Annotated in this window: 13 protein-coding genes; 4 read left to right on the top strand and 9 right to left on the bottom strand. The window is 70.3% G+C overall.

Features of this window, described 5'->3' with window-relative positions; translation table 11 throughout:
- Nucleotides 1-160: 160 nt before the first annotated feature.
- From rfbD to VHA73_14615, 6 genes are all read right to left on the bottom strand, one after another.
- The gene (gene rfbD / locus VHA73_14640; protein HVX19264.1) at nucleotides 161-1,090 is read right to left on the bottom strand and encodes a dTDP-4-dehydrorhamnose reductase; all 930 of its coding nucleotides are present in this window, start codon (nucleotides 1,088-1,090) and stop codon (nucleotides 161-163) included.
- Nucleotides 1,060-2,082, bottom strand: a complete 1,023-nt coding sequence (gene rfbB, locus VHA73_14635) for a dTDP-glucose 4,6-dehydratase (GenBank protein HVX19263.1) — start codon at nucleotides 2,080-2,082, stop codon at nucleotides 1,060-1,062. The genes rfbD and rfbB overlap by 31 nt, the downstream gene beginning before the upstream one ends.
- Nucleotides 2,079-2,654, bottom strand: a complete 576-nt coding sequence (rfbC, locus tag VHA73_14630; protein HVX19262.1) for a dTDP-4-dehydrorhamnose 3,5-epimerase — start codon at nucleotides 2,652-2,654, stop codon at nucleotides 2,079-2,081. Before rfbC ends, rfbB begins: the two co-directional genes overlap by 4 nt.
- A gap of 13 nt (nucleotides 2,655-2,667) precedes the next feature.
- The gene (locus VHA73_14625; protein ID HVX19261.1) at nucleotides 2,668-3,789 is read right to left on the bottom strand and encodes a glucose-1-phosphate thymidylyltransferase; all 1,122 of its coding nucleotides are present in this window, start codon (nucleotides 3,787-3,789) and stop codon (nucleotides 2,668-2,670) included.
- Nucleotides 3,790-3,882: 93 nt separating this feature from the next.
- Nucleotides 3,883-5,376, bottom strand: a complete 1,494-nt coding sequence (locus tag VHA73_14620) for an LCP family protein (protein HVX19260.1) — start codon at nucleotides 5,374-5,376, stop codon at nucleotides 3,883-3,885.
- 208 nt (nucleotides 5,377-5,584) lie between these two features.
- Nucleotides 5,585-6,754, bottom strand: coding sequence for an acyl-CoA dehydrogenase family protein (locus tag VHA73_14615; protein ID HVX19259.1), 1,170 nt, complete (start codon nucleotides 6,752-6,754; stop codon nucleotides 5,585-5,587).
- Nucleotides 6,755-6,846: 92 nt separating this feature from the next.
- Here VHA73_14615 and VHA73_14610 point away from each other — a divergent pair, with 92 nt between their 5' ends.
- Complete coding sequence (locus tag VHA73_14610) at nucleotides 6,847-8,049, top strand: anthranilate synthase component I family protein (protein ID HVX19258.1); 1,203 nt, start codon at nucleotides 6,847-6,849, stop codon at nucleotides 8,047-8,049.
- A 14-nt stretch (nucleotides 8,050-8,063) separates the two neighbouring features.
- Complete coding sequence (locus tag VHA73_14605) at nucleotides 8,064-8,810, top strand: aminotransferase class IV (GenBank protein HVX19257.1); 747 nt, start codon at nucleotides 8,064-8,066, stop codon at nucleotides 8,808-8,810.
- A 53-nt stretch (nucleotides 8,811-8,863) separates the two neighbouring features.
- On the opposite strand, the gene VHA73_14600 is transcribed toward VHA73_14605, so the two are convergent.
- Nucleotides 8,864-9,784: a biotin--[acetyl-CoA-carboxylase] ligase gene (locus VHA73_14600; GenBank protein HVX19256.1), complete on the bottom strand. Its 921-nt coding sequence runs from the start codon at nucleotides 9,782-9,784 to the stop codon at nucleotides 8,864-8,866.
- 17 nt (nucleotides 9,785-9,801) lie between these two features.
- Between VHA73_14600 and VHA73_14595 the strand changes: the two genes are divergently transcribed.
- Complete coding sequence (locus VHA73_14595; GenBank protein HVX19255.1) at nucleotides 9,802-11,571, top strand: acetyl-CoA carboxylase biotin carboxylase subunit; 1,770 nt, start codon at nucleotides 9,802-9,804, stop codon at nucleotides 11,569-11,571.
- 149 nt (nucleotides 11,572-11,720) lie between these two features.
- Here the strand turns inward: VHA73_14595 and VHA73_14590 are convergent, their stop codons facing one another.
- Both VHA73_14590 and VHA73_14585 read right to left on the bottom strand, forming a co-directional pair.
- Complete coding sequence (locus VHA73_14590) at nucleotides 11,721-12,341, bottom strand: RDD family protein (GenBank protein ID HVX19254.1); 621 nt, start codon at nucleotides 12,339-12,341, stop codon at nucleotides 11,721-11,723.
- Nucleotides 12,338-13,810, bottom strand: a complete 1,473-nt coding sequence (locus VHA73_14585; protein HVX19253.1) for an FAD-dependent oxidoreductase — start codon at nucleotides 13,808-13,810, stop codon at nucleotides 12,338-12,340. The genes VHA73_14590 and VHA73_14585 overlap by 4 nt, the downstream gene beginning before the upstream one ends.
- Between VHA73_14585 and scpA the strand changes: the two genes are divergently transcribed.
- A complete protein-coding gene (gene scpA / locus VHA73_14580) occupies nucleotides 13,787-15,937 on the top strand; it encodes a methylmalonyl-CoA mutase (GenBank protein HVX19252.1) in 2,151 nt (716 codons plus the stop codon). The genes VHA73_14585 and scpA overlap by 24 nt on opposite strands.
- Nucleotides 15,938-16,036 lie beyond the last annotated feature (99 nt).

The raw sequence follows: 16,036 nt of genomic DNA, 5'->3' as shown, positions 1-16,036 counted from the left end.
CGACTCGAGTGCGGGCAGACCCTTGCGCCAGCCCGGAATGGTTCGACAACCGCGCAGAGCGCTCCTGTCCGCGCGACAGGGCCAGCCCGCCCGGCTGCACGATCGACCATGGTGCCATCCACGTGGACACCCGTTCACCTGCAGTGAGCATCGGCCGCGCTCAGCTCTCCCGGATGGCGGTCACGAGCGCGGGCAGCCGTTCGATCCACGGTGGGGGCAGCGGCAGTCCCGACGCGCGCAGGGCGGCGGGCTCGAGCACCGAGTTCGCTGGCCGCGGCGCGGGCCGTGGCGGATCCAGCTCGTCGGTGGTGACCGGCCGGACCCGCGCCGGGTCCTCGCCGAGGAGGCGGACGACTTCGGAGGCGAAGCCGTGCCAGGTGGTCGGGCCCTGGTTGGTGACGTGGAACAGACCGGGGCGCCGGTCGATGCCGAGGCCGATCGCCGTCTCCGCGAGATCGCCGGCCATCGTCGGGCAGCCGTGCTGGTCGACCACGAACGAGAGCACCCGCTGCGGATCTTCCGCAAGCGCGGCGGCCATGGCGACCAGTGTGCGCACGATGTTGTGCCCGACCTGTCCGCACACCCAAGACGTGCGGACCACCGTCGCGCCGAGCCCCATCGCCATCGCCTCGACTTCGCCCGCCAGCTTCGACCGGCCGTAGACCGACAACGGGTTCGTGCTGTCCCACTCCACGTACGGCCCGGTCTTGGTGCCGTCGAACACGTAATCGGTGGAGAAGTGCACCAAGTGGGCGCCGGTTTCGTGGCACGCCTCCGCGACGTGTCGGACCCCGAGGGCGTTGACGGCGAAGGCTTGCGCCGCGCTGGTCTCGCAGTCATCCACCTTGGTGTACGCAGCGGCGTTGAAGACCACCGTCGGTCGCACCGTGTGCACCAGGGCGCGGACCTCGTCGCGCGATACGAGGTCGAGGCTGGCGTGGTCGGCGGCCACCGCCTCCCAACCGCGGCCCGCCAGCACCCGTTGGAGCTCGTGGCCGACTTGGCCACCGGCGCCGGTGACCAAGGCGACCTCGCGGCGGTTCGGTGTGGGTGGACGGCTCACTGCTCGGGGCCGGTCGCCGGCTCCCACGCGTCCTCCACCACCGGCGCGCGGCCCAACAACGGCTCCCACCAGGCGCGGTGATCCACGTACCACTGCACGGTGTCGACCAGGCCCTGCTCGAACGAGACGGCCGGCTCCCACCCCAGCTCTCGACGGATCTTGGAGCTGTCGAGCCGGTACCGCCGGTCGTGTCCGGGGCGGTCCGGCACGATCTTCTTGAGGGACTCGGGCTTGCCGAGCGCGTCGAGCACGGCGTCGGCGATCTGGGCGATAGACCGCTCGACCCCGGTGCCGACGTGGTACGTCTCGCCGACCTTGCCCCGGGCGAGCACCGCGTCGATCGCCGTGCAGTGGTCGAGCGCGTGGATCCACTCGCGCCGGTTGGCGGTGGACTCGTACAAGGGCAGGTCGTGATCGTCGATCGCCCGCGTGGTGAACAGCGGGATGACCTTCTCCGGGAACTGGTACGGGCCGTAGTTGTTCGCGCAGTTGGTGATCGAGATCGGCAGGCCGTACGTCTCGAAGTACGCCCGCACCGCGTGGTCACCGGCCGCCTTCGAGGCGTTGTACGGGGTGCGCGGCCGGTACGGCGACTCCTCGGTGAACGCTTCGTCCGCGTCGAGCGCCAAGTCGCCGTACACCTCGCAGGTGGAGATGTGGTGGAAGCGCGCCACGCCCACGCGGCGGGCTGCTTCCAGCGCCGTCTGGGTGCCCAGCGCGTTGGTGCGGAAGAAGCGGCCGGGGTCGAGCACGGCCAAGCTGTTGTGGGACTCGGCGGCGAAGTTCACCACCACGTCGATGCGGTGCTCGCGCAGCGCTTGTTGCATAGCGTCGAGGTCGCCGATGTCGGCGTGCACGAACCCGACGCGGGGCTCGAGATCGGCCAGCGACTCGCGGCATCCGGCGTACGTCAGCGCGTCGAGCGCCACGACGTCGTCGTCAGGGTGGTGCCCGGTCCAGTACCGCACGAAGTTCGAGCCGATGAACCCGGCGCCGCCGGTGACCAGCAGGCGGGTCACGTCCGCAGCCCCTGGTAGGGCCGTCGGCCCTCTGGGAGGTCGACCCGACGCGGGTTGGCCTGGTCACGCTCGGACAGGATCGGTTCGGCCACGCCCCAGTCGGCGCCGATCTCGGGATCGTCCCACGCCACGCCGAGCTCGTCGGCCGGGTTGTAGTAGCCGTCGACCAGGTACGTGATCGTCATGTCGGTGAGGGCAGCGAAGCCGTGGGCCACACCGGGCGGGATGAACACGCCGCGGTGGTCGTGCTCGGCAGCCGCGGTGCCGGGCGGCGAACCGAGGTCGATCACCTGGGTGGCGCCGTCGGTGGGCGACTGATCGCGCAGGTCGTGCAGCACCACTCTCGCGACGCCCGTCGGCACGTTCCAGTAGTCGGCCTGGTGCAGGTGGTAGTGCAACCCGACGACGGTCCCTTGGCAGCGGTCGCCGCGGTTGGCCTGCACCATCTCGCGCCCCGACGGGATCCACTCGCGGCGGTACGTCTCCACGAAGCATCCCCGCGGGTCGGCGAACACCCGGGGGGTCACCACGTACACCCCCGCGATCAGGTCGCTCTCGGTCACAGACGCCATCGACATCAGTCCCTCAACGCGGTAGGTCGACTCGGGAGTGGTCGCCCAGCATCAAGCGCGTGGCCGACGGTCGGCGATCGGACGACGTGATCGTCACTGCACGACCGACGAGCGAGTCGGCGAGGCGGGACACGCCGCTGATCCGGCAGTCGGCCAGCACGATGGAGTGCTCGATCTCGGACCCCACGATCTCACAATCGTGGTCGATCGACGTGAACGGGCCGACGTAGCTGTCGACCACTCTCGTGTTGGCGCCGATCACCGCCGGGCCCCGCACCACCGAGTTCTTGATCTCGGCGCCTTCGCCGATCTGCACCCGGCCTTCCACGGTGGAGGCGTCGTCGACCGAGCCCGCCGACCACGACTCGATGCTCTCCAGCACCAGCCGGTTGCCTTCGAGCAGCGGTTCGAGCTTGCCGGTGTCCTTCCACCAACCCTCGAGTACCTGGTGGGTGACGCGAAGGCCGGCGTCGATCAGCCATTGGATGGCCTCGGTGATCTCGAGCTCACCCCGTGCCGACGGCTTGATCGCCCGCACGGCTTCGTGGATGTGCACATCGAACAGGTAGACGCCGACGAGCGCGAGGTCCGATGGCGGCACCTCAGGCTTTTCGACGAGCCCCACGACCTCACCGCGGTCATCGAGGACGGCGACACCGAACCGCTGCGGATCCGGCACCCGGGCGAGCAGCACCTGCGCCGCCGGCGGCCGCGAGTCGTGGTCGCCGAGGCGCGGGTTGCGGGCCGCCTGACGCTCGGCCTCGAACGCCGTGACGCACGCGGCGACCCCGCCGCGCAGGAGGTTGTCGCCGAGGTACATCACGAAGTCGTCGTCGCCCAGGTAGTCGCGGGCGATCAGCACGCAGTGGGCCAGCCCCCGCGGCGCGTCCTGCGGGAGGTACGTGACGTCGAGGCCGAACGCTGATCCGTCGCCCACGGCCGCCCGGATCTCGTCCGCCGTGTCGCCGACGATGACACCCACCTCGCGGACGCCCGCCGCGGCGAGGTCTTCGAGCCCGTAGAACAGGATCGGCTTGTTCGCGACGGGAACCAGCTGCTTGGCACCCGTGTGGGTGATCGGGCGGAGGCGGGTGCCGGCACCGCCGGCGAGCACCAGGCCCTTCACAGGCGGCACCGGTCGCAGGACATGGCCACCAGTCTGGCCGATCCGCCCGGCGTCAGGCGCACATCGAAGCGCGCACCGACCCGCTCCCCGACCGCGGACCGGTCAGCCGCACGTCACGCCGGGCGGTGGCTGGTTCGGCACGAAACCGATGGTCGACGGCGTCGAGGAAGTGGTGGCGCCCGGCACGGTCGTGGTGGTGGTCGTCGTGGGCGCCGGGACCTGGGGCGCGGAGCCGGGCGATGTCCTCGTTCCCTGCAAGGTCGAGCTCGTGACGACGACGACGGAGTTGTTGCCGACCACGGTGCTCAACTCGTACTGGACGGGTCCGTTCAGGTAGCTGGCCACGAGCTGCGCAGCTGCTTGCCCCCCTGACCCGTAGCGGATCGTCGTCACGGACCCGCCTTGGCCTGCGGCGTCACCCGCCGTGCCGGTGGCGAACCCGACCGATGACAAGCCGCGGGTGATCGTGCCGGCTTGGCCGGACTGCCCGGACCCGTTGAGCACCTGCACTTTGACGTCGGCCGGCGCCAGCGAACCGCTCGACGAGCCCGAGGACTGGTTCTGGAACATGGCGAGGATCGCCGGGGCCCTGGTCGCGTCGACCAGCACGCTCGAGTTGTCGCCTGCACCGACCACGGGCAGCTCGATGGTGCGCAGGCGGTTGGCGTCGAAAGTCCGGAACTTGCGGCCGAGGGCGAAGATGTCGCCGGTCGTCAGCTTGTCGTCGACAGTGACCGCCTTGATGCCGGAGTTGATGAGCGAGTTGAGCTTCAGCGGGTCGTGGACGGCCTGGGTCAGGGCCCGCTTGAGGGCCGTGCGCACGAAGTCCTGCTGGCGGCTGATGCGCCCGAGGTCGCCGTTCTCGTCGGCCTTCCAGCGGCCGTTGACCTTGTACTGGAAGTACCGGGAGCGGGCATATGCCAGCGCTTCGTCGGGGTTGAGCGTGACGCAGCCGGGGTTCTCGACGTCGAGGATCGAGTGGCGGATGGTGCCGTCGGACCCGCACCCCCGCTCGCCGCGGTAACACCACTCGGCGTCCCGCACCGGCACGTTGAAGTAGATCGGCACGCCACCCACCGCGGAGACGAGGTCCTTGAACCCCTGGAAGTTGATCTCGACGTAGTGGTTGATCGGCACGTTCAGCGTCTGCTCGATCGTCTGGATCAGCAGCTTCGGGCCGCCGATCTCGATGGCCGCGTTGATCTTCTGCTTCCCGTTGGTGCCCGGGATCTTGACCCACAAGTCACGCGGCACCGACAGCAGGAGGGCCTGCGACGACTTGGGGTCGATGTGCAGCAACATCATCGTGTCGGAGCGCTGGCCCGTGACGTCGCCGCGGCCTTGCACCGCCGGGTCGGACGAGCTCAGGCCGGCGTCCGAATCGGTGCCGACGAGCAAGTAGTTCTGCGGAGTGCTCGGGCCGCCACCGGGGTCGGTGAGGACGTCGCCCACGGCCACCCGCTGCAACTTGCCGAGCTTCATGTTGAGGTAGCCGAGCCCGGCTGCGCACACGAGCGCGCCGACGATCACCGTGAGGTTGAACGTGATGAGCAGGCGCTGCGGCCAGGAGCGGCGCGCCGAGGCCGGTGCGGTCACCCGTGCCACGCTACTGCCGCCCCGCCCGCCCTTCGGTGCACCCCCACCCTCACCCGCCATCGCCGTCCAACCCTCCCTGCTGTGAGCACGCAACCACCTCCCAGGTGGTCAGGTGCTCACAGCAGCGGTCGGGTTCATGCACCTACAACCGATCTTCTCGATCGTCGAGCTGCGAGGAGCTGCGATACCCGTTGCGGTTACACGGGAGTCAGGCGACGGGGAGGCCGAGATCGCGGCTGATCACCAAGCGCTGGACTTCGCTCGTGCCCTCGCCGATCTCGAGGATCTTGGCGTCGCGGTACTGGCGGGCGACCAGCGTCTCGTCCATGAACCCGTAGCCGCCGAACACTTGGGTGGCTTCGCGGGTGGCGGTGACGGCAGCTTCGGTCGCGTACAGCTTGGCGACCGCCGCCTCGCGCTTGTACGGCTTGCCCTGATCGCGCAGCCGGGCCGCGTGGTACGTGAGGTGGCGGGCCGCATCGACCATGACTTGGAGGTCGGCGCACTTGAACGCCACCGCTTGGTTGCGGCCGATCGGCTGACCGAACGCGTTGCGTTGCTTGGCGTACGCCACCGACTCGTCGAGACAGCACTGGATCACGCCGACCGCGAGGGCGGCGATGGCGACGCGGCCTTCGTCGAGGATGGCGAGGAACTGGGCGAACCCGCGACCCCGATCGCCCAGCAAGTTCGCCTCTGGCACCCGGCAGTCATCGAAATGCAGGCCGTGGGTGTCCGACGCGTGCCAGCCCATCTTCCGGTACGGCGGAGCGACCGTGAACCCCGCTGCGCCGGCCGGGACGATGATCGCCGAGATCTCCGGTTTCGATGACGGGTTGTCCGGCGGGTCCGTCCGAGCGGTGACGGTGACCAGCGACGTCATCGCCGTGCCCGAGTTGGTGATGAACGCCTTCTCGCCGTTGACGACCCACTCCCCCGCCGCGGCGTCGAACACGGCTCGGGTGCGCGTGCCCCCGGCATCGCTGCCCGCCTCCGGTTCGGTGAGGCCGAAGCCGCCGATCGCACGCCCCGCGCACAGATCGGGCAACCACTCCTGGCGTTGCGCTTCGCTCCCGAACCGGAAGATCGGGTTGGCGCCGAGCCCGACGCCGGCCTCCAGCGTGATGGCCATCGACTGGTCGACCCGGCCGAGCTCCTCGATGGCGATGCACAACGTGGTGAGGTCCGCGCCACCGCCTCCGTACTCCTCGGGGAACGGCAACCCGAACAAGCCCAGCTCGCCCATCGCACGGACCGTGTCGACGGGGAAGAAATGGTCGCGGTCCCACTGCTCGGCGTGCGGTGCCATCTCGGCTGCGGCGAAGTCGCGCACGACGTTGCGGAGCGCGTCCTGCTCCTCGGTGAACTCCAACGACATCGCGCCGATCGTACGCGGGCGCACACCGGGGGGCGTCCGCCACGCCACCCGCACCCGGCCACCCTGACGAGATCGACGCCTACGCTGCGCGGATGGCTGGATCCCCCTGCCCGGCGTTCGCGATCTTCGGCGCCCGACCGGCTGGCGGCCAGCGGCCCACCGGCGACCACACCGACCGCGCGGCGGCGCCCACGGCGCCGCTCGTCGCGACGGGCCTGGTGGACGTGACCGACGATCTCGCCGCGCTGGACCACCACGGGCGATGGGTCGTGGTCATCGATTTCGAGGGCCGCGCCGTGTGCGCACGCTTCGAGACCTGGACGCCGCTCACCCCGGCCACGTGGTCGGCAACGTGGGCCAGGCTCGCTCCCGACCCCTGGCGGGGGATCGACCCCCACTCGTGGACCTCGAGCCTCGACCGCCAGTCATTCGGTGACGGGGTTCGGGCGATCCGCGACGCCATCGCGGCCGGCGACGTCTACCAGGTCAACCTCACCCGTCGGCTGTCCGCGCCGCTCGAGCATCCATGGGCGAGCGCGGTCGCGTCGCTCGGACGCGAGCTCGCCGACCGGCACCCCGCGCCTCACGCCGCGACGGTCGTGCTCCCCGAACACGGCGTGGCGGTGGCGTCGGCGTCGCCCGAGCGGTTCCTCACCCGCGACGGCGACCGGATCTGGTCATCGCCGATCAAGGGCACGGCCGTCGACCCGTCCGGGCTCACTGCGAAGGACCGCGCCGAGAACGTGATGATCGTCGACCTGGTCCGCAACGACCTGGGCCGGGTGTGCGAGTACGGCTCGGTGCGCGTCCCGTCGCTGCTGGCGGTGGAGTCGCACCCGGGTCTCGTACACCTCGTGAGCACCGTCGAAGGCAAGCTGCGCGGGGCCATGACGTGGCCCCAGGTGCTCGCCGCCACGTTCGCGCCGGGGTCGGTGACCGGCGCCCCCAAGTTGGCGGCGATCGACCGCATCGACACGCTCGAGCCGCTGCCGAGAGGCACGTATTGCGGCACCGTCGGCTGGGTCGACGCCGACCGCCGGCAGGCAGACCTCAACGTGGCCATCCGCACGTTCTGGGCCGAGGGCGGCATGCTGCACCTGGGCACCGGCGGCGCCATCACGTACGACTCGACTCCGGAGGACGAATGGAACGAGACCGAGCTGAAAGCCCATCGGCTGCTGGCCGTGGCGGCGACGCCGACCACCCCCAACCGGTCCTCGCCGGACAGGTCTGGCTCGACGGCGAGCTGGTCGCCCCCGAAGCGGCCACCGTCGCCATCACCGACCACGGTCTGACCGTCGGTGACGGCGTGTTCGAGACCCTGAAGGTCGTCGACGGGGTCCCGTTCGCCCTCACGCGCCACTTGGCGCGCCTGCGCCGGTCGCTCGAACTGCTCGGCTTGGCGCTCGACGAGCCCGACGCCGACCTCGCGGCGGCAGCCCGCAAAGTGTGCGAGTCCGGCTCCCGCGAGGCGCCGGTCGGGTCGCTCCGCATCACGGTCACGTCCGGGGACGGGCCGATGGGATCCGGCCGGGGCCGCAACCGGCCCACGGTCGCCGTGTTCGGCGGACCCGGGTCGCGGTGGGACCGGACCACCGGCGTGGCGATCGTGCCGTGGCGGCGCAACGAGCACTCCGCCGTGGCCGGCGCCAAGACCACCAGCTACGCGGAGAACGTCCGTGCCCTCGCCGCCGCCAAGGCCGCCGGCGGCACCGAGGCGATCTTCGCCAACACGGCCGGCGCACTGTGCGAAGGCACCGGCTCGAACGTGTTCGTCGCCGTCGACGGCTCGCTGTACACGCCGTCGCTGTCCACGGGTTGCCTCGCCGGCATCACGCGCGCGCTGGTGCTCGAGTCCGGGCACGGCACCGAGCGTGACGATCTCACGCTCGACGACCTCCGCAACGCCGACGAGGCGTTCCTCACCTCGTCGACCCGCGACGTGCAACCCATCGCCACCGTCGACGGCGCTGCGCTCCGCGCCGCGCCGGGACCCCTCACCGCAGCGGCCCGCGACGCGTTCGCTGCTCTGCAGGCGAACGACCTCGATCCCTGACCCGTCTCCGACAGTGGAGGGCGTCATGGCCCCCGAGACGCTCCGAAGTTCGCTCACGCGGGGCGGAGGTGGACGACATCGCCGACGGCGATGGTCCGTCGATCGCCCTCGACCGTCTCGACCACGAGGTGGCCCTCGCCCGTGACGTCGATCGCCGTGCCGACCACGTCGTCGGCGCCGAGCTCGATGCGCACCGTCCGGCCGAGCGTGGCAGCGTGCGCGCGCCACGCCGCCAGCAGCCGCTCGGACCCGGCGGTCACCAGCTCGCGGTAGCGGACGTCGAGCCGGTGCAGCACGGCCACGAGCAGCCCCACGCGGTCGACCACCTCCTCGCCGGTCAGCTGGTTGACCGCAACGGCGGTCTCGGCCAACTCGGCGAGCTCGGGCGGCTCGCCACCGCCGGACGGATCGGGCCAGTTCACGTTGAGCCCCATCCCGACCACCAGGGCCACCCGTTCGCTCGCCGAGGGCGTGCGCCAACCATCCGCCACCCCCGACCCCGCAGGCCAGTCCGCCTCGGCGAGGATCCCCGCGAGCTTGCGTTCGTGCGAGGAGCCGCCGCCGACCACGACCAGGTCATTGGGCCACTTCAGCTGCACGCCGGGAACCCCCCACGCGTCGAGCGCCTCCACCGCGGCGACCCCGACGGCCATGGTCACCAGGCCGGCGACCGCTGCCGGCGGCCGCAACAACACCGAGCACAACAGCGACCCGCCCGGCGGCGCGGTCCACGTGCGCCCGCGCCGGCCCCTACCGGCGCGCTGATGGTCGGCCACGACCACGATGCCTTCGGGTTCGCCCTGGCGCGCGAGCGCCAGCACGTCGGCATTGGTCGAGCCGGTTGACGCAACCCACCTCACGTCGCCGAACTTGGTGCCCCGCAGCGCACCGGCGGCACGGAGGGCGGAAGCTTCCGGCCGCTCACCCGACGATCGACCGGGCCCGCCGGGTGCATTGGCGTCACCCCCCGACATACCGGTAACCATATGACGTGTTTTCCAAGGTCTTGATCGCCAATCGAGGCGAGATCGCTGTCCGGGTCATCCGCGCCTGCCAGGAGATGGGGATCGCCACCGTGGCGGTCTATTCCGAGCTCGACCGCGACGCGCTCCATGCGCGCCTGGCCGACGAGGCGTACGCGCTCGGTGGCACCACGGCCGCGGAGAGCTACCTGAACACGGACGCCATCCTCGACGCCATCGAGCGCTCGGGGGCCGAGGCCGTACACCCGGGCTACGGCTTCTTCTCCGAGAACACCGACTTCGCGCGCGCCATCACCGAGCGGGGCGTGGTGTTCATCGGCCCGCCCCCCGAAGCCATCGAGGTGATGGGCGACAAGGTCTCGAGCCGCAAGGCCGCCGAAGCCGCCGGCGTCGAGGGCGTCCCGGGCATCACCGAGTTCCTCACGTCGGCCGACGAGGTGGTGACGTTCGGCGAGACGCACGGTTGGCCGGTTGCGATCAAGGCCGCGTTCGGCGGTGGTGGCCGCGGCATGCGGGTCGTCAACTCCGCCGACGAGGCCGCCGGCGCGCTCGAGTCGGCTCAATCCGAGGCGCTGAAGGGCTTCGGGCGCGACGAGTGCTACGTGGAGCGCTACCTCACCTGGCCGCGCCACGTCGAGATGCAGATCATCGGCGACCACCACGGGAACTGTGTGTGGGTCGGCGAGCGCGACTGCTCCGCCCAGCGCCGCCACCAGAAGCTGGTGGAGGAATCGCCCGCCCCCGCGTTCCCCGAAGAGGTCCGCCAGGCCATGGGTGCCGCCGCGGTGAAGGTGGCCAAGGCGTGCGGCTACACCAACGCCGGCACCGTCGAGTTCCTGTTCCAGGACGGCGCGTTCTACTTCCTCGAGATGAACACCCGTCTCCAGGTCGAGCACCCGGTCACCGAGCTCGTCACCCAGATCGACCTGGTGCGCGAGCAGCTGCGCGTGGCGGCCGGTGAGCCCCTCAGCTTCGGCCAAGACGACGTGCTGCGCCGCGGCCACGCCATCGAGGTCCGCATCAACGCCGAGAACCCAGCCGGCGGGAAGTTCCTCCCGTCGCCCGGCCCGATCACCGAGCTGGTCCCGCCGCAGGGCTTCGGTGTCCGTTGGGACGGCGGCTACGAATCGGGCGACGAGGTCAGCCAGTACTACGACAACCTCATCGGCAAGCTGATCGTGTGGGGACTCGACCGCGACACCGCGATCGCGCGGATGCGCCGGGCGCTGCACGAGTTCCGCATCGACGGCGTCGCCACGACGATCCCCGCCGATCTGGCCATCCTCGAACACCCCGACTTCGCCGCCGCGAAGCACTCCACCAAGTGGGTCGAAGATGTCCTCGACCTCACCGGGGTCGACGCCACTCCGACAGTGAGCACGGCCGATGACGACACGCCGAAGGTCCGCAAAGACGTTGCCGTCGAGGTCAACGGCAAGCGCTACGCGGTGTCGATGTGGGTGCCCGACCAGCCGGTCGCGGTGGTCGCCGGCGGGGCTGGTGCCACCGCGGCGCCCCGACCGCGTCGCAGCGCGGCGAGCGGTGGCGCAGGTGCGGCGGCCGGTGCCGGCACCGTCACGGTGCCGATGCAGGGCACGATCGTGAAAGTGCTCGTGAAGCCCGGCGACACCGTCGAGATCGGCGCGCCGATCTGCGTGCTGGAGGCCATGAAGATGGAGAACAACATCACGGCCGAGAAGGCGGGCACCGTCACCGAGGTCAAGGTCGAATCCGGCCAAGCGGTCGGTGCGGGCGACGTCGTCGCCCACATCGAGTAGCCGCGCGCTCAGGCAGGAAACAGCCGACGTCGCGGATCGACGCCGAGCCCCGGCGCAGCCGCTCGGTTCGTCTGGGGCAGCGCCCCCAGACGGAGGCCGGACGGTGGCCTTGTCACCCCGGAGGCCATGGGCCGCCGATGGCGGAGCCGTCACCGTCGCCCGGAAAGGTTCCCATTCCGGGCGGAGCTCACCACAATCGTTCCCGCAGCTCGGTCATGGAGACCTTGGCGCAACGGGTTGGTGAGCGCGAGCAGGAACACGATCAGCGTGAGCAGACCCGGCAGGAACGGCACCACCGACGCCACCATCGGCACCAACGCCCGGAGCGCGGCCTGGTGCCAGCCCGGCAGGCTGCCATCGCCGAGCTCGACTTTCGTGCCGGCGACCCACTTGCCGATCGTGCGACCCCATCGCACGTAGCAGCAGCACTCGTAGACCGCTTCGGCCACCACCGGCAGGACCGGAGCCCACTGCGGCAAGTGGGTCAAGTCGACCTTGTCGCCGACCGTGATCCAACCCTGCGCGATCGCGAGGAACAAGAACGGCACGCCGAACAAGACGTTGTCGATGATGCGTCCCGCTGCGCGCTTGCCGATCGACGCGAGCGCACCCTCACCCCACAGCGGCAGGCCGTCGGGCCCGACCGGCGCCGGTCCGACACCCCACACCTGACCTGGGACGGGAGGAGGTGGCGGTGGCGCGCCGACGGGACTCTGCGGCGGCTCGCGATCCCGTCCCCCCGGCTCTTGGCCGGCGGGCTCGTCGCTCACTCAGCGGCCTCGGCCAGCGCTTCGGCCAAGGCAGGGTGGACGAACAGCGAGTCGACGATGTCGGCCACCCGCAAGCCCGCGGTGACGGCGAGCGCCACCACCGAGATCAGTTCAGCTGCGTGGCGCCCGACGATCGACCCGCCGAGCACGACACCAGTGGCCGGGTCCGAGACGATCTTGATGAAGCCACGCGAGTCGTCGTTGATCAGCGCCTTGGCCGATGCGGACCACGGCACCTTGGTGACGCGGATCTTGCGACCCGACGCGAACGCCTCGGCTTCGCCGAGGCCGACGTCGGCGATCTCCGGTTCGGTGAAGATGGCCGACGCCGCCTTCTCGTAGTCGAGGTGCCGGTGCGGTCGCGAGTGCAGGCCCATCGCGTGCTCGGCGATCTTGCGGCCCTGCATCGATGCCACCGACGACAGCGGCAGCTTGCCGGACAGGTCGCCCGCTGCGTAGATGTGCGGGACGCTCGACCGGCAGTTGTGATCGACCACCACATAGCCGTTGTCGTCGACCTCGACGCCCGCGGCTTCGAGCCCGAGCGAGGCGCCGTTGGGGATCGAACCGATGGCGAGCAACGCATGCGAGCCAGCGGCGCGGCGGCCGTCGTCGCACACCACGACCACACCGTCGTCGGTCACCTCGATGGCTTCGGCCCGGGCGCCTTTGAGCAGCTTGACGCCACGTGACAAGAAGTCGGCCTCCAGCGCAGCGGCGACCTCGGGGTCCTTGTTGGGCAGCACTTGTTGGCGGCTGACGATCAACGTGACCTCGGCGCCCAACGAGCGGAACATGTGGACGAACTCGACACCCGTCACGCCGGAGCCGATCACCACGAGGTGGTCGGGGATCTCGGGGGGCGGGTAGGCGTCGCGGGTGATCAGCACGCGGCGGCCGTCGGGCTCGACCCAGTCGGGGATGCGCGGCCGGCTGCCCGTCGACAGCAGCACGAAGTCGGCGTACAGCTCTTCGGCGCCGACCTCGGTGGTCACCCGCACGGTGTTCGGGCCGGTCAGCGTGCCGGTGCCCTGGATGATCTTGACACCTTGGCTCTCCAACAGGTCGAGCGCGTTGCGCTCGAGCCGGTACTCGATGTCCTTGATCCGCTCACGCAGCGCGTCGATGTCGATGCCGGTCTTGACCTCGCTGAGACCCATGCCGTGCGCCCGCTTGAAGAACGCGATCGCGCCGCCGGTGGCGATCATCGCCTTGGACGGGATGCAGTCCCACAAGTTGGCCGCACCGCCGATGACGTCGCGCTCGACGATCGTGACGTCGGCCCCCAGCCGGGCCGCGTGGGTCGCGGCCTGGGTGCCCGCTGGGCCTCCTCCGATGATCACGAACCGCGGCGCCATGACCGCAAGGCTACCGGTGGCCCGCGACCCCTTGGGTCCTCTGGCTGCGTTGGGAGGCTCGGCCGGCCCACCCGTACGATGGCGGCCGTGGCAGCCGACGACGAAACCCACGAGCCGACCATCGATGAGTGGCGTGCAGCCGCCGCAAAGGACCTGAAGGGCGCGGACCCCGACACCCTCATCTGGCACACGCCCGAAGGCATCGACGTCAAGCCGCTGTACACGTCGGCCGACCTCGATGGCCTGCCGGTCGACACGTTGCCCGGCCTCGAGCCGTTCCTGCGCGGCCCGCGCGCCACGATGTACGCCAACCGACCCTGGACCATCCGCCAGTACGCCGGCTTCTCGACCGCTGAGGAGTCCAACGCCTTCTACCGGCGCAACTTGGCCGCCGGCCAGATGGGGCTGTCGGTGGCGTTCGACCTGGCCACCCACCGGGGCTACGACAGCGACCACCCCCGCGTGGTGGGCGACGTCGGCAAAGCCGGTGTGGCCATCGACTCCGTCGAGGACATGAAGATCCTCTTCGACGGCATCCCGCTCGACAAGATGTCCGTGTCGATGACGATGAACGGGGCCGTGCTGCCCACCCTCGCCTGCTACATCGTGGCGGGCGAGGAGCAAGGCGTCGCCCACGCTGACCTGTCCGGCACCATCCAGAACGACATCCTCAAAGAGTTCATGGTGCGCAACACCTACATCTATCCGCCTGAGCCCAGCATGCGGATCGTCGCCGACATCATCGGCTACACGGCCACCGAGATGCCCCGGTTCAACTCGATCTCGATCTCCGGGTACCACATGCAAGAAGCCGGCGCGACGGCCGACTTGGAGCTGGCGTTCACCATCGCCGACGGCCTCGAGTACGTCCGGGCCGCGCTCGCCCAAGGCCTCGACGTCGACAAGTTCGCGCCGCGCCTCAGCTTCTTCTTCGCGATCGGCATGAACTTCTTCATGGAGGTCGCCAAGCTGCGGGCCGCCCGGCTGCTGTGGTCGCGGGTGATGAAGCAGTTCGAGCCGCGAGACGCCCGCTCGCTCACGCTGCGCACGCACTGCCAGACCTCGGGCGTGTCGCTCACCGAGCAGGACCCTTACAACAACGTCGTCCGCACTGCGGTGGAGGCCATGGCCGCCGTGCTCGGTGGCACCCAGAGCCTGCACACCAACAGCTTCGACGAGGCATTGGGGCTGCCCACCGACTTCTCGGCGCGCATCGCCCGCAACACCCAGCTGATCCTCGCCGAGGAGACCGGCATCCCGCACGTGATCGACCCGCTGGCCGGATCGTTCTACGTGGAGAAGCTCACCAACGACCTGGCCGACAAGGCCTGGTCGATCATCGAGGAGGTGGAGTCGCTCGGCGGCATGACCAGAGCCATCGTCGACGGCATGCCGAAGCTCCGGATCGAGGAGGCCGCCGCCCGACGTCAGGCCCGTGTGGACCGCGGCGAGGAAGTGGTCGTCGGCGTCAACAAGTACCGCGTCGACGATCCCGATGTCGTCGACGTGTTGGCCATCGACAACACCGCAGTGCGCGAGTCACAAGTCGAGCGGCTCCACAAAGTGCGGGCCGAGCGCGATGATGCGGCCTGCAAAGCCGCCCTGGAGGCCCTGACCGAAGGCGCCAAAGGCAACGCCAACCTGCTGGAGCTCTCGGTGGCCGCCGCGCGGGCCCGCGCCACCGTCGGCGAGATCAGCGACGCGATGGAAGCCGTGTTCGGCCGCCACCGCGCCGAGGTCCGTACCATCTCCGGTGTGTACGGATCCGCGTACGAAGGCGACGAGGGTTACGCCAAGATCCAGGCCGACGCCGAGGCGTTCGCCGCCGAGGAAGGCCGGCGCCCGCGCATCTTGGTGGTCAAGATGGGCCAAGACGGCCACGACCGCGGCGCCAAGGTCATCGCCACGGCCTTCGCCGACCTCGGCTTCGACGTCGACGTCGGCCCGCTGTTCCAGACGCCAGCCGAAGCGGCCCGCGACGCGCTCGAAAACGACGTGCACGTGGTGGGGGTGTCGAGTCAGGCCGCCGGTCACCGCACCCTCGTGCCGGCCCTGATCGACGAGCTCCGAAAGGCCGGCGCCGACGACGTGGTCGTCGTGTGCGGCGGGGTGATCCCACCTCAGGACTACGAGTTCCTCACCGACGCCGGCGTGGCCGCGATCTTCGGCCCCGGCACCAACATCCCCGAGGCCGCCGCCAAGGTCCTCGCCCTGGTTCGTGCCAACCGCGGCGCCTGACCACCCGGCGCCCCGACAGAACCCCGGACCGGGCGGGGATCTCGTCGCCCTCACCACCACATCGCCACCCGCTACGACCGGGGCCGGCGGTGAGGGCTG

The sequence above is a fragment of the Acidimicrobiales bacterium genome (genome assembly GCA_035547835.1).
Classification (GTDB): Bacteria; Actinomycetota; Acidimicrobiia; order Acidimicrobiales; family Iamiaceae; genus DASZTW01.
Note: the sequence above shows the minus strand (reverse complement) of the source record. Positions and strands in the feature narration are given on the sequence as shown.

Excerpts from the sequence above, each read along its gene's own strand:
- rfbC (HVX19262.1), bottom strand. The coding sequence starts at position 2,654 with ATGGCGTCTGTGACCGAGAGCGACCTGATCGCGGGGGTGTACGTGGTG.
- VHA73_14615 (HVX19259.1), bottom strand. The coding sequence starts at position 6,754 with ATGTCGTTGGAGTTCACCGAGGAGCAGGACGCGCTCCGCAACGTCGTG.
- VHA73_14610 (HVX19258.1), top strand. The coding sequence starts at position 6,847 with ATGGCTGGATCCCCCTGCCCGGCGTTCGCGATCTTCGGCGCCCGACCG.
- VHA73_14600 (HVX19256.1), bottom strand. The coding sequence starts at position 9,784 with ATGTCGGGGGGTGACGCCAATGCACCCGGCGGGCCCGGTCGATCGTCG.